This window comes from Gilliamella sp. B3817 (assembly GCF_026536705.1).
GTDB lineage: Bacteria > Pseudomonadota > Gammaproteobacteria > Enterobacterales > Orbaceae > Gilliamella > Gilliamella apicola_I.
In genome coordinates this window covers 17,824-37,258 of the sequence record NZ_JAFNNV010000009.1, presented here as the reverse complement: position 1 = coordinate 37,258, position 19,435 = coordinate 17,824, and the positions used below count along the sequence as shown (strand labels likewise).

The window sequence follows — 19,435 nt, the reverse complement described above, 5'->3', positions numbered from 1 at the left end:
TATATTTTTTTATTACCACGCATTTTATGCACTGCAATCCATAGTATAAAAATCTAGAATGGTTAAATACCATTTATTATCTAATCGGGTTAGATAAAATATAAAAATATTTTTTTCATGATTCGGTATTATACCTGGAAAGTTTTCTATATAGACAACTTTAACTGTTTTAGGGGCTATTTTATCGGCAATGGCTTGATATTCCTCCCAAACAGGATTTTTTTCAAATTGATAGTGTTTTAGTTCCCAATGATAATAATCAAGCGCTATTTTTAAAGCCTCAATATTTTTTTCTTTTGAATTGGCATACAGACCTAGTTTAGTGACTTTTTCACTACATGGATCAAATGTAGGATATTGTTCATATTGTATTTTAGGATTGCCAGATATTGAAAACCCTAGCAATTCATCGTCTACCCAAGATGGTATTGTATTTTCAGTTATTTTATTATTCGATTTAAATTGTTCAATTCTTCTCATTGTGGGACTGGTACTCGCATTATATACAATGAAAAGACCTATATCTTTATCAATATATTGGTTAATTTCTTTAAAATTCTTTTTATTAAAAAGGTCAATAAGTTGATAAACCGTAGCATCAAAATGTGGGGTTGTTTGAGTCACTGCTGATTGATTTTCTATTTTTTGACTACATGCTATGTTAACCAAAGACAATAGAATCAGTAATAATATTCTCATTTTAAAATTCCCATGTTTTTTAGTTGTTTATCTTTCTTTCGAACTTAAACTTCATTTGCCATCAAATTCAACTTTTCCTTGACTTATCCATTGATTATCTTTCCACTCGCCGTCACACATATCTACCCCTGACCTAATAACTTTTGAGTTTTTGATATCGATAATGATACATTGATAGTTTCCGTTTAGTTCCTCTGATGTTCCAACATAACCTTTGCTAATAGTATCCATTTCAACATAATGTTTATTTTCAGATATTTTAAAATCAATTGAATAAATACCTGCATATACGTCATCGTATCCTTCATATCCTTCGATTTTAGATATAACACCATTTCTACTTAGTCTTGGTTCTGAATAAAGTTTGTAATCTTTAATATAATTTAAGAAGATTAATTCTTCTTGATCGCTGATTTTTAGTTTATAGGCATAGCCTGATTGACCAGATAAATGCGTATCAGACTGCAAATCTATCTTAGGAGAAACCTTAGGAGTAGAAGAAGAAGGAGACTCTAAAAAAACCTCAGTAACTACGTAATCATATTCAATGGGAGTGACATGATCATCAGCTTGTTGACTCTCAATTTTTTGACTACACGCTATGTTAGCCAAAGACAATAGAATCAGTAATAATATTCTCATTTTAAAATTGTTTCCTTTTACTATTAAGTCGACTGACAGGAAAAGCAAAAAAATTTAAACCCCAAAAAGTAATATGTGGTAAAAATTGCTTCATAGGGTTTTCTCTTTTGTATTTTTACGTTTTAAAAAAAACAGTATAAGTAAAACTGAAATATAAAGAATTAAAGGAATCTTATAAATCATATCAATGATATTTTGTCCTATCATTTCATTTTCATCAGAAAACAAAACATAATAACTATTGTGACTTAAATAATTAATATAATTATAATTTTCAGAAAGAGGATTCAATTTTAGCGCCAAAAAGACAGTAGGATCATCGTTGCAAATAAGAATTTGGGTAAAACCTTTAATTAATAGTAATAGTATTATTAAGATCTTTAATAATTTCATATTGTCATCCATTTATAATCTTATTGAACTGATTGAATTTCGACTTTAATTCGGGGATATCCTTCATAAATATTACTTTTTCCCTATTCTTTTCTTCCAATAATATAATGATATTCAATATCTACCCAATTATTTTTTACAATATGTCTTTTTTCTACTTGATTAACTTTTGTACTTAGCTTATTTGCTTAATATTGTTTGTGATAACAGCGTAGCAATAGACGAGAACAACTTATTCCAATATCGACTTGAATTTTAATGATTTCAGACTTTTCTTTACCCACAAAAATGACAATAAACATGAAAGTAGGTTTCCGAGTGCCATAGAGATAAAAATGCCATTCATTCCCATTTTTTGAACAAAGACTAAATATAGTCCTATAGAAAAAATCATGATCATCCTAACATAAAGGATAATTACCGCAGGTAGGGGTTTTCCTGTCGCTTGAAAGAATGATGCGATCATCCATGATATTGCCATAAAGCAAAAGGTAAATGATACGATTAGCACTTGTTTTGTGGCAAGATCAATCACTTCTGGTATTGAAGTAAATATTGAAAATAACCAAGGAGAAAGTAATACATACACTGCTGCAATGATGCTACATAGTATCATTATTGCCCTTAAGCTTAGATTAAAAGCTTCTTTAATCCGATCAAGTTGATTACGTCCATAATTTTGCGAAATAAATACCGTCATTGCACCAGCAATAGCAATCATCGGAATAACTAAAATCTGATCAATTCTCCCAACCAATGTCCATGCATTCATTGCATTTTCATCAAAGGTATTGGTGATCATTTTGTTATATGCAACGATAATGATATAAGTTGAGGCTGTCATTAAAAACTGAGGCAATCCAATCCGAATGATTTCTCTGGCAATTTTTCCGTTAAAGTGAGCAAAGTTAAATGTTAACGGAATTCTTGATTTTCCTTTGTGTATAAAGCGGATTAAATAAATAAAAGCCATAAATAACGATATTGTTGTAGCTAAACCTGCACCAGCCACCCCCATATCGAGTACAAATATCAATATCGGATCAAGTACGATATTGAGCGTTACCATAATCATAAATGATATTGCAGTAACATATGTCAGGCCTTCGCCAATAAGAATACCGCCATAAACCTGTAATAATATTATGAACAGTAAACCTGGGGCTAATGAATATAAAAACTGTAGACTATAAACTGTTGCTTCTAAGCTTAATTTATCACCTGATAATAAATCAATAATTTGTGGGCCAAAAGCATAACACATAATCATAAATGGCACGGTTAGCAGTAAAGCTATGACGACACCTGTAACACCCAGATTTTGATAATGATTAAATCGTTTTTCACCGATCAATCGCCCCGTTGTGGTACTGAGTCCAACGGCTAAACCTGAGGCGATAGCTTCAAAGACAAAAAATAATGGAAATAAAAGACCGGTTCCCGACAACGGGGCTGAAGAAGTCGGATTGATCAATGAAATAAAATAGGTATTGATTATTAAGTAAGCATAATTTAATAAGTGACCAATAAGAATGGGAATCCCTATTTTTATAATTATTGGCATGATTGGACCTTCAAACATGCCTTTTTGCAATTTTTCTTGAAAATTTGACATAGATTTCTCTTTAAGTTTATTTTTTAATAAATAGTGATGTTATTTTTCTCTAGCGCAAAAAAGCGTCTAATCGACATGTTATCGAGAGCAAAATATCTATTATATTTTTCACTTTATAGCACCTGCCCGAACAGCACCTATCCCAACCTAAAACGTTTTGTTAGACAGTTCATGGCGGTAAAACCTTCTTGCCTTTTGGTGGAATGAATTGCAGAAACAAAATTTTGTTAACGACTTAAAATTAACTGTCTGTTATCGATGGAATGATATAATCCGCCATGAGTTCCCACCTGTCGATTATCATCTTGTCGACTTTCGATACGATTGCCACTATCAGATCCTTTTCGGGAACACAATAGAGATAAGTTCCGCCTATGCCTGCCGCAAGAAAAGTGTTAATCCCCTTATCTTCTCTAAGCCACCACATATAGCCACAATCTTCCGTATGCTGTTTTAGCGATTCATTTATCCAGTTTTCTGAAATGATTGGCTTGTCATTGCAATGGCCTTTATTCAAATACAAATATCCCAAACGAAGCATATCACGCAGAGTTAAAGACAGTCCCCAGCCTCCAGTATTGATATTTTGAGGATCTTTTATCCAACCGGTAATATTTTCACCATAGACCTCTTCTTTAGAAAAGGATTTCATCTGCTGGTCAACCATCTCTTTCACCCCTAAATAACTAAATAATGATTTATTGGCAAATTCTCGGGTTGATAGCCCCGTACTCCGCGTAATAATCGCTGAAAGAAGGTGGGCATTAGACATATTGAATTGAAACTCCCCAAGCTGACCTTTTTGTCCCAACATTTCAAGCATAAACATCGTCCAATTCTTTTGCCTTCTCAACCTATCTAATGGCTCACTCTTTTTCCAAGAATAGGGTGCAGTCATGGTAAGTAAGTGCTTGATTGTCAGATGTCGCTTTAACATATCACTGGCTTTGGATTCCGCTTCTGGAAAGAAATCCAGTATTGGTTGATCGACGCTTTTTATATATCCTTTATCAATGGCTATTCCCACTAAAGCGGAAGTAACGCTTTGTGTTACTGAAGTGAGATGATGAGTATTTTCAGCATGGTAACCTTTGAAATATTTTTCAAACACAATGCCGCCTTTTCTCAAAATAGCGATTCCTTTAATAATGCCTAGTTGAAAATTCAAGGCGACATCCAGCTCTCTCAATTTATCTGGATTCATGTTCACTGATTCTGCATCAATGGTTTTCAATTCTTTTATATTAGCCATAATCAAGTATCCACTTTTCAAATCGTAAGGTATTTTCCGATTAGTGATTTTGGATTTTTTACCAAGTCTTTAGGCGTTCCTTCGGCAATGATTTCACCGCCTTTTAATCCTCCTTCAGGGCCAAGCTCCACGATCCAATCGCACGATTCAAGAACTTCATGATTATGTTCAATAACAATCACAGAGTTTCCGCTTTTGATTAATTCATCCAACAGTTTTATCAGCTGAGCTGTATCATAAAGACTTAAACCGGTAGTGGGTTCATCCATGATATACAAGATATGACCTTTTCGTTGCCGTCCTAATTCCTTCGCGAGTTTTAGTCTTTGGGTTTCCCCTCCGCTCATTGTTGAAGTGGGTTGCCCAAGCTTTATATATCCCATACCAATCCGTTCCATTATCTGTAACGGACGAACGATGAAATCATTATCACTAAATAGGGCTATCGCTTCAGAAATCTGCATATCAAGAATTTCTGAAATATTTTTCCCTTTATACGTGACAGTTAAAACTTCGTTGTTATATCTTTTACCTTTACATTTTTCGCACGTTGCGTACATTTTTAAGCTACCCTCAGGAAAAATAGCTTTACGTCCACTACCATTACACTCTCGGCAAGCGCCCTCGGAATTGAAGGAAAAGTGTCCAGCCGTTAAATTTAACCGTTTTGCTTCGGGTTGTTCTGCAAATAACCTGCGTATCTTGTCCCATATTTTGGTAAAAGTAACAGGATTCGAATTTATATTTCTTCCTATTGGTGCCTGCGATACTTCAGCAAAGCCAGAAATATTTTCTGCACCATCAAGCCTTTCGGCTATTGTTTCGATTAATAGTGATTCATCTTCAAAATCTACTTCTTCTCCATTGGTATTGTTCTTATTGGCGTCTAAGCGAAAATAACTTTTTAACAGGGGCGTTAGCGTGCTCGATATCAAGGAGCTTTTACCACTTCCGGAAACGCCCGAAACCCCAATAAGAATGCCTAATGGAAATGCGACTGAAATATCTTTTAAATTGTTGGTTTTGGCGTGTCGAATGACTAAACGGGGAATAGCAGAATCATCGATATTTTGTTTTAACATCCTTACCGGCATTTTTGCTTTACCGGAAAGATATTGTCCTGTCAATGATTTATCGCATTTTAACAGACCAGCATAATCACCTTCATAAATAACTTCTCCGCCTTCAATCCCCGCTTTTGGGCCAATATCAATGATATGTTCAGCTATTTCTATCGTACTTCTGTCATGTTCCACGACAATAACCGTGTTGCCCAAATCTTTAAGCGCTTTTATGGATTGTAAAAGTTCAATTTTTTCTGATTCATGTAGACCCACTGTGGGTTCATCAAGAATATAGATAAGTGACTCCAGTTTCGATTCCAAATGCGAATTAAGGAAGAGTCGTTGTATTTCTCCGCCACTTAGTGAGGACATTTCTCTATAAAGTGATAAATGCCCTAAACGAGAAGCAATTAATGAGTTTGTTTTACCCAAAATATCTTTAAGAAGATTTTTCCCAAATTGCGTTATTTCGTTTAGTTCTAATGCCGATTCAAAAAACGTTTTAGCCTCGTCTAAAGTCATTTTGCCGACTTGACCAATATGTTTATCATTAATTAATATGTTGCGAGCTTCTTCACCAATGCGATATCCATGACATTCTGAGCAGAGGGTTATTTCGTACAGACCATTTAAATATTCGCCTCTTTTGTGTTTAGCTTGCAAAATTCTTGATAAGCAGAAGCTTTGATTTGCACTGTTATTGCTGACATAATGCCCGTTTACCACTTCTTCTTTTATTTCATCCGGTATTTCTAAATAAGGCTGATCCATATAGTCTTTGAAATTCCTTTCCAAGACGCGAAGTATACCGGGGGTGACCCCGATAAAATTAAATAACTCTCGAACGGTGGGATTTTTATTTGCAATAAGCTTTTCCATATTAACGTGATAATATGCGCCTCTGCCAGCGCATTTCATACACATTCCGTTAGGGTTATTATAGGAAAAATAGCCTAATTCAAGGCGCTCTTCCTCATGTCCACACTTAGCGCAGACCTTATCTTGTCCAATAGTTTCGTTGCACTCTGAACATTTAACCTGCCCTTCACTTGAATACAGTAGGGCAAGAAGGTTGAATATGTTTGTTTTAGAACCGACTGTTGATCTTGGGTTATTCTGACGTACAACGCTTTGTTTAACTGCAATTGTCGGGCCGATACCCTCTATGCTTGCAAATTTTCTCTCATTTTCAAGTCCCGGAAAGATTCCTAATGATTGAAGATACCCTTTACGTCCTTCTTCAAACACAATATCAAACATCAGACTAGACTTTCCTGATCCACTTATACCGGTAGCAACGGTTAATTTGTTTTTGGGAATAGTAATATCAACGTCTTTAAGATTGTGAATGCGAGCTCCTGTTATTTTTATACTTTTCATCTAATCAAACCTTGTCTTTTTAATTAAGAAATTCCAGCTTATTTATTTATCGTTAAGATCAAACTATTGAGGAAATATAGAGCATTATTTTTTATTAGTGAAATGAAATATATATATTTTTTAAAATTTATTGACAAAATTGTAATTTTGTGCATAAGCTGGAATTGTACCGATATTTGGTTAACTATATTGTTTGTTTAAAAAACAGTTCAAATTTTTTTAAGAGGCCTTAATGAGGTTTTTTGTGATAATTGTTTAATTAACTAATATTAGATAGTCAGACTAGTTTAATAAGTCTATAATTTCGTCACAAATTACATTATTAAGTTGATAAGTTATGAAATTGAACATTAGGATTGTTGCTTTAATTGCAACATTTAGCTTCCCCTGTTTTGCAAATGAACATACCACTCATTGGGGATATGATGGGCAAGAAAAGCCTGAAAACTGGGGAAAGCTTTCACCGGAATATTCAACTTGTGAAAATGGCAAGAATCAATCACCAATCAATATTGAACATGCGTTTAAAACAAATCATCCTGAGCTTAGTCTTATTTTCAATTCTTCTAAGCAAGAAATGATTAATAATGGTCATACTATACAAATCAATGTATCGGGTGAAAATAGTTTAACGTTGGATGATGAAGTTTTTACATTGCAGCAATTCCACTTTCATACGCCTAGCGAAAATGAAATTAACGGTAAGCATTATCCGATGGAGGCGCATTTTGTTTATAAAAATCAAAATGGCGATTTAGCGGTAATGGCCTTAATGTTCAATGAAGGAAAAACTAATCTAGAATTAGAAAAAGCATGGCATCAAATGCCAACAGCGGTGAATAAAAGCCTGATATTAGATAATGCCATTAATATAAAAGCGTTATTACCCAATGTATTGGACTACTACCGCTTTAGTGGTTCACTGACTACGCCGCCTTGTACAGAAGGGGTAAGGTGGATTGTGTTAAAACATGAAAGTTATGCATCAAAAGCACAAATCGAAAAATTTCATTCAATTATGCAGCATGATAATAACCGACCAATTCAACCGTTAAATGGACGAATCATTGTTGATTAATTAGTTTGGCTCTGGAATCATCTTTCCAAGAGCCATTAATTATCAATAAGAAAATCTTCTAGTCTTACATTTTATAGCTTAAAGATACTTGTAAAAGTAAAGACCTTGATACCATTTGAGTATAAATCCATACTAAGCCTTCCCCATAATATTCAGCATTTTAAAGCATTGTGAATAAGTGCTTTATATATCTATTTCATTATGGTAGGCAACGCTATTTAACCCCATGTTTTAGCTATAAACCAATTGGTTATTTTGATTATGTTAGTTCACTGTTTGGGTGAATAATCAGCACCAAAATAATGAATACTAATTTCTGATAATTTTCCATTATTGATGATCTTTTGGATGCCTTGATTGATATCTTTGGTTAATTGTTCACCTTTCTTTCCTTTGCTGATCAATAAGTAACTATAGGGGGAAGCAATACGTTCAGCATCTTCGTTGCTTAAATCGATACTTTTGAGTTTCAAGTTATGTTCGCTGATATATTGCGACAACATGACTTTATCAATTAACTGAAAATCATATTGTCCTGTTTCAACATGCTGTAACACTGGCAGTAAGTCTGCTTCACTGTAAATAATGTTGACGGGGTTATCGGGATGTTGTTCATTGTATAACTCTAAGGCTGTAGCATAATTAAGCCCCGGTGAAACTTCAGTCGATTTGCCTTTTAAATCACTAAAACGGTTAATATTGTCATTATTTTCAGCTACTGCTATCACATATTGGTTCATGAAAATTGGCGAAGAATAAAAATATTTTTCTTTACGTTTTTCATTCATCGCATAATTATTGGCTCCGACTTGATAACGTTGAGAATCAAGTCCTGCTAAAACCGAAGGAAACTCGGTAACTTCAAAGTTGATTTCATATTGTGGTAATTGGGCAAATACCGCTTTGACCACCTCAATATCGTAGCCAATTAATTCTCCTTTATCATTTACTGTCGTAAAAGGGCTAGGTGCGCCAGAGGTAGCAATAGTAATTTTTTCCTTTTGGGTTGTTGGTGAGTTTTTTTTTGCGTTATCACAGCCAGATAATAAAACAGTTAAAGTTAGTACGCTTAAAGCTGAAATAAAATAATTTGTGGGGATATTCATAATGCTACTCTCCTTTTTTTACGGAATAAAGCTAAAACAGTTTTAGATAAAACCCATATTTTTCATTTCTGTTCGATGATCGACCTGATAACGAGCCATTCCCGTTTTCATTAAATCGAACCCCATATTTTTATAAAATTCGATGGTTTGGGGATGAGTATAAAGAATGATATTGCAGTGTTTGACCTGTTCTACCAGTTTTTCCACAATTAACCGTCCAAATTGCTGACCATGTAAATGGTTTGCCAGCGCAATGTTATAAATGGCTGCCTGACAAATACCATCTGATAATGTGCGTCCCACACCCACTACTCGTTTTTTTTCCAGTAAAAAAACGACGCCATAACTCTGTTTAAAGACTTGTTCTTGGGTTTTGGCATCAAGCGAACTGAGTCCATAAAAGGCAAGTAAGTCAGCGACATCTTGCCAGTTAATATTTTGACAATGTTGTTGTAAAACAATACTCATTACGACCTCTTTTATTCATTAGATTTCATAATCCATTTGCATGGTATTGTAATAGCGCGTTAAAAAATCACGGGTTCTTTGCTGAGTTGGATTGGTAAAAACTTGTTTTGGTGTGCCGTCTTCTATTATTTGCCCTTTATCCAAGAAAAAGACTCGAGTTGCGATTTCGTGTACAAAACTCATTTCGTGAGAGACGAGGAGCATAGTTATACCCGACTTTGCTGCTAATTTTATCGTAGCTAACACTTCTCCGACTAATTCAGGATCTAAGGCGGAAGTGGGTTCATCAAGTAATAATACTTTAGGATCCATGGCTAACGCTCTGGCAATGGCTACTCGTTGCTGTTGTCCACCCGATAGCTGTTTAGGGTAATGATAGATTCGTTCACCCAGTCCAACTTCAACTAATTTGTCATAAGCTATTTGTTGTGCTTTATCTTTGGGATATTTTTTTACAACAACTAATCCTTCCATTACATTTTCTAATGCATTTTTTTGTTGGAATAAATTAAATTGTTGAAATACCATTGCAGTTTGTTGGCGAAATCTGACTAATTGCGATCGCTTTACACGGCTGACATCCAACTCAATATCGTCAATAGTAATTTTACCGAATTGTGGTCTTTCTAATAAATTTAAGCATCGTAGCAATGTTGATTTGCCTGCTCCTGACGCACCGATAATTGCCACAATATCATGAGGTTTAATATAAAAATTAAGATTATTAAGTATTGAATTATCTTGAAAAGATAAAGTTAAATTTTGCACATTTATCATAATAGCTTCCCTCGGCGATAACTTGGTGTATTCACCGTGTCAGATATCGTAAGGCGATTTTCCAAATATCTAACGATTAATTCAATAATAATGGTTAATGCCCAGTAGATGAGTGCCAATGAAATATAGACTTCAAAATAGCGATAACTATGTCCAGCTAAGGTTTTACCTCTGCCCGTCATTTCAGTTACAGAACAAACGAAGGCGAGGGAGGTTCCCTTAAGTAAGCCTATTAGTGCGTTACCAAGGTTGGGTAAGGCGACAATAAAGGCTTCAGGAATGATGATTCGACGTAATAACTGGCTATAGGTCATACCAAGAGATTGGGCTGCTTCAATTTGTCCTTTATTTACCGATTGCAAGGCGGCACGTATTGTTTCTGAATTATATGCCGCTTCATTAAAAGAAAACGCAATCAAAACAAACAGCATTGGCGAAACACTGTTAATATTAAAATCGGTATGATAATAATAATTGATATAACGTAATATAATAGGAATACCATAGAAGCTTAAATAGAGTTGCACTATCAATGGCGTTCCTCTAATAAATGAAACAAATATCATCGCCATCTGAGAAAAAACAGGTATCTTGTTCATTTTAATGATAGCGATGATGAGTCCTAACATTACCCCCAGTAACATCGAAAAAAAGGTAATAAACAATGTGACCGGCAAATAAGCAAGTAATGTCGGAATTTGGCTGAAAATCAATCCAATATCTACTATATTTGGCATTCGTATTATCCCAATAATTAGTGACTTGTACTAAACCGTTTATCTCGATTATGGGGAGTATGCCAATTGCTAACATCAGGGCCTAAAGGCAAAATATCATAAGGATTATGCGAATTATTACTCAAAAAATAGCCCTTTTTTATTGCTTCAAAATCGGTGGTTTCACCAAAAGCCGGGATTTGATACAGATCTCTGGCATAAGCCCATAAATTAGGGTAATCAATAATTCGATTACGGTTAGTTTTGAATGCAGAATAATAGGCAACATCAAAGCGTGCTAATGTAACATACAGACGAATATCGGAATCAGTAATATTATCACCAAATAGATAGCGTGATTTGTCTAAACGTTGCTCCAGTTTATCTAATTGATTGAATACAAGATGATAAGCTTCTTCGTAAGCTTTTTGTGAGCGTGCAAACCCTGCCTTATAAACGCCATTATTCACTTCATGAAAAATCACATGGTTAAGTTCATCAATTTCCTTACGTAAATGTAGAGGATACAGATCAGGCGCACCTGATTTATGAAAGGGTTTAAAAACGGTTTCCCAGTAGTAGGTTAAATTAAAATAGTCATTGTTAACCACTTTGCCGGTTTTTACATCCACTATGGTTGGTACGGTTGCTCGACCATGGTAATTGGGATCTGTCGAGGCATAAATTTCAGGTAAGTATCGAATACCGAGCACCGGATCGACACCCTTGGGATCAAGCGAAAACTCCCAACCATGGCTGGTACGAACGGGTGATACTTTACCAACACTGATCACATGCTCTAACCCCAATAACTTAATCGCTATCATCTGGCGGTGTGCCCAAGGACAAATTGCCGCCCAAATTAAACGATAACGACCTGATTCAACCTGCAGCATGTCTGGCTCGTTGCCGAAGGGAGTATCAAATCGATTAGATTGACGAACAAAAGCGCCATCTTGGTTAATTTCATTATTTTCGGTAGTGACTACCTTTCCTATCGCTATAGACATATGCTTACTCCTCTTATTTGATACGGCAGAATCAATCCTGTTTCAGGATTGGATAAATTCAATCTAGCATCAAATATTTAGAGGATAAAATAATAAATAAGCATATTTATATAATTATCAATTATATGGATAGCTGGTTTTAGTGGTACTTAACTCGTGTTTGGTAATTGGAACTATTTACCTAATCGTTTATACAGTCTTTCAGGACGCCCGATTTTTCCATGGTTAAGTTCAACGGTTAATAATTTTGTTTGAACACAGTGTTCTAAATATCGTCTGGCGGTCGTTTTACTGATTTGGGCATTTTCGACTATATCATCTACCGTTAACGGTTTGTCTGTTTTCATAAATAGATCTTTAACTTTTTGTAGAGTGATTTCTTCGATACCTTTTGAATGACGATTAATGCCGACAAAATCTTTCGTTTGCAAATTAAAAAGTTCATCAATTCTTCGTTGATTGACATGCTTTTGTAGGCTTTGCCGATATAAGAACAGCTCAAAGCGCTCTAACGAATGTTTTAAACGTTGATAGGACAGTGGTTTTATTAAATAATCAAATGCACCCAAGCGTATTGCTTTGCTACACGTATCCATATCACTGGCTGCAGTAATGAAGATAACATAACAATCTAGATGATTATTAATGATATATTCAAAAAGATCGATACCTTTTCCATCTGGTAAATAGTTGTCTAATAAAATTAAAGTTGGTTTTAATTTATCGATCATTATTTTTGCTTCAGCTAAATTGGAGGCAATACCGATAACGTTTACTTTGGTATCACGTTGAATAAAATCAGCATTTAGCTCAGCTAAAATTGGCTCATCTTCAACTATAAGTGCTTTAATTATATCATCTTTTGATTGATTCATACTTTCTTATCCCTCATGTTATTTGGGTATGAAAACGGAAAAAATTGCACCGTAAGGTTCATTATCTTCAAATGTAATATAGCCATTAGCTTTTTTAATGTAAGTCAAAACGAGATGCAAACCAATCCCATGTTCTTTAGTATTTTGTGATGTGACGCCGGGTTTAAAAATTGAATCACGAATTTTCTCATCTATACCACAACCTTGATCACTAATTTCTAAAACAATTTCATCGGTTGCATCACTAAGATATAAATAGATTGTTTTATTGCCACGATCGTTTTTCAAACTAGCATTGAATGCGTTATCAAGTAAATTACCTAAAATAGACATAAATTCTGTTTCGGTAATTGAATCGGGCAATGTATTTAACTGGCATGCAGGATCAAACATCAGTTTTAAACCAATTTCATGTGATTTAGAATATTTACCTATTAACAGACCACATACAGCAGGTACTTTAAAATGTTCAGTTATAAAATCTAAGCTAGCTTGATTATCGGCAGAGTGCAACGCAATAAAAGATTCTGCTTCTTGGTAACGCTTCATATAAATTAAGCCAGATAGTGTTGCCATCCAATTAAGATGCTCGTGTCTTAATGTGCGCAAATTATCCACATATTGATTTACCTGAGTTAATTGCATGCTTAATAAGTTAATATCATTGTAATTACGGAACGTAATAACCCAACCTTTAATCTTATTATCAACCATAATTCGAATTCGATTAGCAATGACAATAATATTATTAAAATAACAAATATGATCATGTATATCTCGGATCTTGTTATCATTTCCACATATAAATTCTGTTGATTCAATAAAATCCCATAAGGTATGATGAATCAATTCGTTATCTTTGACTTTAATTTTTAACATCGATCTTGCTGATTGATTGATATTCATAATTTTGTATTCAAGATCAATGGCAATGACACCCTCAAAAATGGATTCCATAATTGATTTTTGACTTTTTACCAGTAATGCAATTTCTTTCGGCTCCAAATTAAACATTTGTCTTTTGATTGCCTTAGAAAAACAATAAGAAAAGATAAACAATGCTAAAAATAGTAATGAACAAAAAAAGATAAAAGGGATTACTTGTTTGATATGTAGTGCATAAATATCATCAATCATATAACCAATTGAAACAATGCCAACAATTTTACCTTGATCAATTATTGGTGCTTTGCCTCTTAATGCTAACCCAAGTGAACCTTTACTAATGGTAACACTGCTATTGCCATTGAGTACTTGCTGATTATCGTCACCAATCATGGGTGAAAATAGGGCATTATTGGCAGTATGAAAAAGACGATGGGCATTTTCATCACCAATAACAATATAACTTGCGTCACTTTGTTGAAAAATATCAATTACTAATTCAGCTATTTTATTAGTATCTTTTTCTCTAACATATTTTATTAAACTGGGTATTACTGCTAATTCTCTTGCTTGAATTTGCGCTTTTTCACCTAAACTTCGGTATAAATTTGTTTCTGTCGCATTCCAAATATAACTTTGTAATAGAGCTAAAATAATCAATGAAAAGATCAAAAGAGATAAAAATAATTTCGTAGTAAATGATAATTGTACTTTCTTTCGCATTTTTACATTTACTTTTCAAATTAAAGTAGAGGTGAGTGTAACACAGCATAAAAAAACTTTGAGCCATTAAAACCATAAAAACCACAGTTAAAATATGATTTATATCACAAAAATGAGATTCATATTTTGTCACTATACGCGCCAATTAATTCGAACAAATCAAATCATTTTGGAGAAAAAATACATATGGTGGATTTCAATTCAATTGGAAAAACGCATAATCAAAAAGAATCAACGAGTAAGCCCGTTGAGCAAAATTTAAAAGGGTGGCCTTATAATTGGTGGCGACTCATGGACAATTATAAAATTGGTGTAATTCCACTTCCATTATTTATTATTGCTGGTATTCTTATTTTCACCGAAGTGTTAGTAACAGGTAAGTTACCGAGTGAAATCGTTGTTATGGTTGTCACTTGTGCATTTTTTGGCTTTTTGTGTGGTGAAATTGGTAAACGTTTACCGATCGTTGGTAAAATGGGTGCAGCAGCAATCTGTGCAACCTTCATTCCATCTGCTTTAGTTTATTATGGAATTCTTCCTACGCCAGTTGTTGAAGCAACAACTAAGTTCTATAAAGATACGCATATTCTTTATTTATACATTTGTTGTATCATCGTTGGTAGTATTATGAACATGGATAAGAAAACACTTATTCAAGGTTTCTTAAAAATCTTTGGACCGATGGTATGTGGTGAGATTGTCGGGATGCTTGTTGGTGTCGGTGTCGGTTATCTACTAGGTTTAACACCGTTTGAAACATTCTTCTTCTTGGTATTACCTATCATGGCTGGTGGTGTTGGTGAAGGTGCAATTCCACTTTCAATTGGCTATGCTGCAATTTTAGGTATGGAACAAGGTGAAGCCCTAGGTCGTGTATTACCGATCGTTATGTTAGGTGGATTAACGGGTATTATTTGTGGTGGTGTCCTTAACCGTATTGGTAAAGCTTATCCACATTTAACGGGTAATGGACGATTATTACCAGCGTCAGAAGAAGACGAAATTACAGATAAAAAAGCAACTAAAGCAGATTCTGTTATCGATGTGACAACATTTGCTTCAGGTGTATTATTAGCCGCTATCCTTTATATGGTTGGTATGATTGGTCATAAAGTGACAGGTATTCCAGCGCCAGTAGGAATGTTATTTGCAGCTGTATTTGTTAAATTAATATCAGGTGTTTCACCAAAAGTATTGAGTGGTTCACAAGTCGTTTACAAATTCTTCCAAACGTCTGTCACTTATCCAATTTTATTTGCGGTAGGTGTGGCAATCACTCCATGGGATAAAATTGTTTCTGCATTTACGTTAACTAACTTAGCAGTTATTGTTTGTACCGTGGTTAGCTTAGTAACAACAGGCTTCTTTGTAGCGAAAAAATTAGGTATGTATCCAGTAGATGCGGCTGTTATTTCATGTTGTCAAAGTGGTCAAGGCGGAACAGGTGACGTTGCAATATTAACCGCAGCGGAACGAATGGAGTTAATGCCATTTGCACAAATTGCAACCCGTATTGGTGGTGCGATTAATGTATCGGTATCGTTACTTATTCTCGGCAATTTCTTAGTATAGTTAAATTTTTTTAACAACAACCTTAGCCTAGACTAGGGTTGTTTGTTTTTATTTTATAGTAATAATTAATACAAACAGCTTTTAAGGAGTACTCATGAAGCTTGTCAGTTATCTTGTCTCTGGTAGAGCAAGTTTTGGTCTTCTCACTAATCATGGTATTGTTGATTTAAAACAAAAATTTGGTGATAAATATGCTGATTTGAAATCATTACTTGCTGATGAAGAAGGCTTGTCGCTAGCGAAAACCTATGTTAATGCTCCAAGTGACATTAATGAGCAAGATATCACTTATTTACCGGTTATACCGAATCCAAATAAAATTTTATGTGTTGGCATGAACTATGCTGAAAAAAGAGCAGAATTTAATGAAACCAGTTCGGCACCAACATTATTTGTTCGTTTCCCTGATTCACAAACAGGGCATAAAACAAATATTCTCAAACCAGCTATTACGAATGAACTAGATTATGAAGGTGAACTTGCCATTATCATTGGTAAAGGTGGTTTTCGTATTAAGCAAGAAGATGCATTATCACATGTAGCAGGTTACAGCTGTTATATGGACGGTTCAATCCGCGATTGGCAATATACTTGGTTTACGGCAGGTAAAAACTGGCCAAGTACAGGTGCATTTGGCCCTTGTTTAACCACGACTGATGAGATTCCTGATCCTACCGTATTATCTTTAACGACCTATTTAAACGATCAGGAAATGCAACACGATTATGTCAAGAACTTAGTTCATACTGTGCCTGAACTTATTTCTTATATCAGTACTTTTACCCGTTTATCTCCTGGCGATGTTATTCTTACTGGTTCACCGGGTGGTGTAGGTAAAAAACGCAATCCTCCAGTATTTATGAAAGATGGTGACAAAATTGAAGTTGAAATCTCTGGAATTGGTCGTTTAACGAACTATGTGGTAGCAGAAAAATAGGTGATATTATGTATAGTTTAGTCGATTTTTCAGTGGTAGATATCTCAAAATCATTAACTGAACGAGAACAAATTATTCGTTTGTTAACGCTATCGGATCTAAACTTAGACCCTCAAGTCCATATATTTATCGTTGCTTACATGGACGGTAAAATGGTGGCTTGTGCTGGCATTGATGACAATATTATTAAATGTGTTGCGATTGACCCGGATTATCGTGGAAATCAGCTTAATTTGACTTTGTTGGATAATGTTATCAAATATGCTAATGAGCAGGGGCATTTTCATCTCTTTTTATATACTAAACCTGAAAATATCGACTTTTTCAAAGGGTGTGGATTTTATCCTATCGTCGAGGTAAATAATCTTGTCGTATTAATGGAAAATACCCCCGTTGGAATTAAGCAATACTGTAAATATTTAAGTGAACACCGTAAAGAAGGGAACAAGATTGGCAGTGTAGTGATGAATGCTAATCCATTTACAAAAGGTCACCAACATCTTTTACAGTATGCTGCCAGTCAATGTGATTGGCTTCATGTTTTTGTCGTCAATGAAAATGTTTCACTGTTCCCATTTGATGTACGTTTACAACTGGTGAAAGAGGGATCGAAACACTTAAAAAATGTCACGGTACATGCCAGTTCTGCCTATATTATATCTAGAGCAACATTTCCTACTTATTTTTTAAAGGATAATGATAAAATTGATTACGCTTACATGGGGATCGATTTATTAATTTTCCGTAATTATATTGCCCCAGCACTGAATATTACCTATCGTTTTGTTGGAACCGAGCCCTACAGTCAAATAACTAATGCTTATAATACTTCAATGCGTTATTGGTTACAGGATAAAGACGTTAGTCCTTTCCCAGTTGTGACGTTAGTTGAAATTCAACGTATTCTTGAAGGGGAAGATATCATATCCGCTTCGTTGGTTAGAAAATTACTGGCTGATGAGCAATATGAAGAGGTAAAACGATTAGTTCCTGAAACAACATGGAACTATCTAGAGGCTAATTTAGATTCAGTCAAAAATTTAATTCGTTCAAAAGGTAACTAAATGAAAATCAAGAAAGAAGCCATGGCTGGCACTCTCGAATCAAGCGATTTGTTAGTGAAAGTCATTCCTAATACAGGAATTGAAATTGTTATTAATAGTGATGTTAATAAGCAATTTGGCGATCAAATACGCGCCGTTGTTGAGCAAACCTTAACAAGTCTTAATGTGACTGACGGTTTAATTATTATTGATGATAAAGGCGCTTTAGATTGTGCGATTAAAGCTCGAGTACAATGTGCAGTATTGCGTGGTGCAGAAGAAGAGAACTTAGATTGGAGTAAATTACTATGAAAAAATTGCGTCGAAGTATGTTATTTCTGCCGGGTGCGAATGCAGCGATGTTATCCACTTCGTTTGTCTATAAGCCTGATTCAATCATGTTCGATCTTGAAGATGCAGTATCATTAAAAGAAAAAGATTCTGCTCGTTTATTGGTTGCACAAACATTACGTCTTCCGGTTTATAAAGAACATGGAATTGAAACTGTTGTTCGAATCAATGCGCTCAATACTCCATTTGGCTTAAAAGATCTTGAAGCTGTTGTGAGAGCAGGTGTTGACGTTGTACGTCTACCGATGACAAATAGTGCTGAAGATATCCATGAACTTGAAGCTCATGTTGAACGAATTGAAAAAGAGTGTGGTCGTGAGGTTGGTAGTACTAAATTAATGGCAGCTATAGAATCTGCGCTAGGTGTAGTAAATGCTGTTTCAATTGCAAAATCTTCACCACGTTTAATTGGTATAGCGTTAGCTGCGTTCGATTATTTAGTTGATATGCAAACTGAACGTGGAGACGGTACCGAACTATTTTATGCACGTTGTGCTGTTTTACATGCAGCGCGAGTGGCGGGTATTGATGCATTTGACGTGGTTTATTCTAACGTTAATGATGATGAAGGCTTCTTGAAAGAAGTTAGCTTAATCAAAAAATTAGGTTATAACGGTAAATCACTGATTAATCCAAGACAAATTGAATTACTACATAATGCTTATGCGCCAACAGCTGCAGAAGTTGAAAACGCACAAAAAGTGGTTGAAGCTGCTGAAGAAGGTGAAAGAAAAGGGCTTGGTGTGGTTTCATTAAATGGCAAAATGATTGATGCACCGATTATTGCACGTGCTCAAAAAATTATTGAGCTAGCCAAATATTCTGGTGTACGTAAAGAAATTTGATAGG

The 19,435-nt window shown here is 34.7% G+C and carries 18 protein-coding genes and 1 pseudogene; 6 read left to right on the top strand and 13 right to left on the bottom strand.

All coding sequences use genetic code 11. The features are described from left to right. Window positions 1-24 precede the first annotated feature (24 nt). The 6 genes from J3U36_RS09810 to J3U36_RS09785 form a co-directional block, all read right to left on the bottom strand. Window positions 25-699, bottom strand: coding sequence for a hypothetical protein (locus tag J3U36_RS09810; protein WP_065563791.1), 675 nt, complete (start codon window positions 697-699; stop codon window positions 25-27). A gap of 51 nt (window positions 700-750) precedes the next feature. Beyond that, window positions 751-1,341, bottom strand: coding sequence for a hypothetical protein (locus J3U36_RS09805; protein WP_267379037.1), 591 nt, complete (start codon window positions 1,339-1,341; stop codon window positions 751-753). Between the two features lie 90 nt (window positions 1,342-1,431). Then, window positions 1,432-1,734 carry a hypothetical protein gene (locus J3U36_RS09800; RefSeq protein ID WP_267332122.1) on the bottom strand — a complete coding sequence of 101 codons (303 nt, stop codon included), beginning with the start codon at window positions 1,732-1,734 and terminating at the stop codon, window positions 1,432-1,434. A gap of 232 nt (window positions 1,735-1,966) precedes the next feature. Next, the gene (locus tag J3U36_RS09795; RefSeq protein WP_267379040.1) at window positions 1,967-3,349 is read right to left on the bottom strand and encodes an MATE family efflux transporter; all 1,383 of its coding nucleotides are present in this window, start codon (window positions 3,347-3,349) and stop codon (window positions 1,967-1,969) included. Window positions 3,350-3,590: 241 nt separating this feature from the next. Next, the gene (locus tag J3U36_RS09790; protein WP_267385900.1) at window positions 3,591-4,478 is read right to left on the bottom strand and encodes a serine hydrolase domain-containing protein; all 888 of its coding nucleotides are present in this window, start codon (window positions 4,476-4,478) and stop codon (window positions 3,591-3,593) included. Between the two features lie 140 nt (window positions 4,479-4,618). Next, window positions 4,619-7,045, bottom strand: a complete 2,427-nt coding sequence (locus tag J3U36_RS09785; RefSeq protein WP_267379046.1) for an excinuclease ABC subunit UvrA — start codon at window positions 7,043-7,045, stop codon at window positions 4,619-4,621. Between the two features lie 337 nt (window positions 7,046-7,382). Here J3U36_RS09785 and J3U36_RS09780 point away from each other — a divergent pair, with 337 nt between their 5' ends. Then, on the top strand, window positions 7,383-8,123 hold the full coding sequence (locus J3U36_RS09780; protein WP_267379049.1) for a carbonic anhydrase: 741 nt from the start codon (window positions 7,383-7,385) through the stop codon (window positions 8,121-8,123). 269 nt (window positions 8,124-8,392) lie between these two features. On the opposite strand, the gene J3U36_RS09775 is transcribed toward J3U36_RS09780, so the two are convergent. The 7 genes from J3U36_RS09775 to J3U36_RS09745 form a co-directional block, all read right to left on the bottom strand. Next, window positions 8,393-9,229: a transporter substrate-binding domain-containing protein gene (locus J3U36_RS09775; RefSeq protein WP_267379051.1), complete on the bottom strand. Its 837-nt coding sequence runs from the start codon at window positions 9,227-9,229 to the stop codon at window positions 8,393-8,395. 42 nt (window positions 9,230-9,271) lie between these two features. Further along, window positions 9,272-9,697 (bottom strand): GNAT family N-acetyltransferase, encoded by a 426-nt coding sequence (locus tag J3U36_RS09770; protein WP_267379054.1) that lies wholly within the window; start codon window positions 9,695-9,697, stop codon window positions 9,272-9,274. An 18-nt stretch (window positions 9,698-9,715) separates the two neighbouring features. Further along, the gene (locus J3U36_RS09765; protein WP_267379056.1) at window positions 9,716-10,474 is read right to left on the bottom strand and encodes an amino acid ABC transporter ATP-binding protein; all 759 of its coding nucleotides are present in this window, start codon (window positions 10,472-10,474) and stop codon (window positions 9,716-9,718) included. Further along, the gene (locus tag J3U36_RS09760) at window positions 10,471-11,211 is read right to left on the bottom strand and encodes an amino acid ABC transporter permease (protein ID WP_267379059.1); all 741 of its coding nucleotides are present in this window, start codon (window positions 11,209-11,211) and stop codon (window positions 10,471-10,473) included. Before J3U36_RS09760 ends, J3U36_RS09765 begins: the two co-directional genes overlap by 4 nt. Before the next feature lie 17 nt (window positions 11,212-11,228). Further along, the gene (locus tag J3U36_RS09755; protein ID WP_267379062.1) at window positions 11,229-12,200 is read right to left on the bottom strand and encodes a glutathione S-transferase family protein; all 972 of its coding nucleotides are present in this window, start codon (window positions 12,198-12,200) and stop codon (window positions 11,229-11,231) included. 173 nt (window positions 12,201-12,373) lie between these two features. Then, a complete protein-coding gene (locus J3U36_RS09750) occupies window positions 12,374-13,075 on the bottom strand; it encodes a response regulator (RefSeq protein WP_065559672.1) in 702 nt (233 codons plus the stop codon). A gap of 18 nt (window positions 13,076-13,093) precedes the next feature. Further along, on the bottom strand, window positions 13,094-14,683 hold the full coding sequence (locus J3U36_RS09745; protein ID WP_267379065.1) for an ATP-binding protein: 1,590 nt from the start codon (window positions 14,681-14,683) through the stop codon (window positions 13,094-13,096). 279 nt (window positions 14,684-14,962) lie between these two features. Between J3U36_RS09745 and J3U36_RS09740 the strand changes: the two are divergent. The 5 genes and pseudogenes from J3U36_RS09740 to citE form a co-directional block, all read left to right on the top strand. Next, a pseudogene (locus tag J3U36_RS09740) lies at window positions 14,963-16,255 on the top strand (2-hydroxycarboxylate transporter family protein); the annotation flags it as partial. Window positions 16,256-16,349: 94 nt separating this feature from the next. After that, on the top strand, window positions 16,350-17,192 hold the full coding sequence (locus J3U36_RS09735; protein WP_267379067.1) for a fumarylacetoacetate hydrolase family protein: 843 nt from the start codon (window positions 16,350-16,352) through the stop codon (window positions 17,190-17,192). Between the two features lie 8 nt (window positions 17,193-17,200). Continuing rightward, entirely contained in the window at window positions 17,201-18,256 is a 1,056-nt protein-coding gene (gene citC, locus J3U36_RS09730; protein WP_220215745.1) for a [citrate (pro-3S)-lyase] ligase, read from the top strand. Beyond that, window positions 18,257-18,547: a citrate lyase acyl carrier protein gene (gene citD, locus J3U36_RS09725; protein WP_267379070.1), complete on the top strand. Its 291-nt coding sequence runs from the start codon at window positions 18,257-18,259 to the stop codon at window positions 18,545-18,547. Continuing rightward, window positions 18,544-19,431, top strand: coding sequence for a citrate (pro-3S)-lyase subunit beta (gene citE / locus J3U36_RS09720; protein ID WP_065559667.1), 888 nt, complete (start codon window positions 18,544-18,546; stop codon window positions 19,429-19,431). Before citD ends, citE begins: the two co-directional genes overlap by 4 nt. Window positions 19,432-19,435 lie beyond the last annotated feature (4 nt).

What these genes read in the sequence shown, in the direction of transcription:
- J3U36_RS09810 (WP_065563791.1), bottom strand. Translation starts at nt 699, where the DNA reads ATGAGAATATTATTACTGATTCTATTGTCTTTGGTTAACATAGCATGT.
- J3U36_RS09805 (WP_267379037.1), bottom strand. Translation starts at nt 1,341, where the DNA reads ATGAGAATATTATTACTGATTCTATTGTCTTTGGCTAACATAGCGTGT.
- J3U36_RS09800 (WP_267332122.1), bottom strand. Translation starts at nt 1,734, where the DNA reads ATGAAATTATTAAAGATCTTAATAATACTATTACTATTAATTAAAGGT.
- J3U36_RS09795 (WP_267379040.1), bottom strand. Translation starts at nt 3,349, where the DNA reads ATGTCAAATTTTCAAGAAAAATTGCAAAAAGGCATGTTTGAAGGTCCA.
- J3U36_RS09785 (WP_267379046.1), bottom strand. Translation starts at nt 7,045, where the DNA reads ATGAAAAGTATAAAAATAACAGGAGCTCGCATTCACAATCTTAAAGAC.
- J3U36_RS09780 (WP_267379049.1), top strand. Translation starts at nt 7,383, where the DNA reads ATGAAATTGAACATTAGGATTGTTGCTTTAATTGCAACATTTAGCTTC.
- J3U36_RS09775 (WP_267379051.1), bottom strand. Translation starts at nt 9,229, where the DNA reads ATGAATATCCCCACAAATTATTTTATTTCAGCTTTAAGCGTACTAACT.
- J3U36_RS09770 (WP_267379054.1), bottom strand. Translation starts at nt 9,697, where the DNA reads ATGAGTATTGTTTTACAACAACATTGTCAAAATATTAACTGGCAAGAT.
- J3U36_RS09765 (WP_267379056.1), bottom strand. Translation starts at nt 10,474, where the DNA reads ATGATAAATGTGCAAAATTTAACTTTATCTTTTCAAGATAATTCAATA.
- J3U36_RS09760 (WP_267379059.1), bottom strand. Translation starts at nt 11,211, where the DNA reads ATGCCAAATATAGTAGATATTGGATTGATTTTCAGCCAAATTCCGACA.
- J3U36_RS09755 (WP_267379062.1), bottom strand. Translation starts at nt 12,200, where the DNA reads ATGTCTATAGCGATAGGAAAGGTAGTCACTACCGAAAATAATGAAATT.
- J3U36_RS09750 (WP_065559672.1), bottom strand. Translation starts at nt 13,075, where the DNA reads ATGAATCAATCAAAAGATGATATAATTAAAGCACTTATAGTTGAAGAT.
- J3U36_RS09745 (WP_267379065.1), bottom strand. Translation starts at nt 14,683, where the DNA reads ATGCGAAAGAAAGTACAATTATCATTTACTACGAAATTATTTTTATCT.
- J3U36_RS09735 (WP_267379067.1), top strand. Translation starts at nt 16,350, where the DNA reads ATGAAGCTTGTCAGTTATCTTGTCTCTGGTAGAGCAAGTTTTGGTCTT.
- citC (WP_220215745.1), top strand. Translation starts at nt 17,201, where the DNA reads ATGTATAGTTTAGTCGATTTTTCAGTGGTAGATATCTCAAAATCATTA.
- citD (WP_267379070.1), top strand. Translation starts at nt 18,257, where the DNA reads ATGAAAATCAAGAAAGAAGCCATGGCTGGCACTCTCGAATCAAGCGAT.
- citE (WP_065559667.1), top strand. Translation starts at nt 18,544, where the DNA reads ATGAAAAAATTGCGTCGAAGTATGTTATTTCTGCCGGGTGCGAATGCA.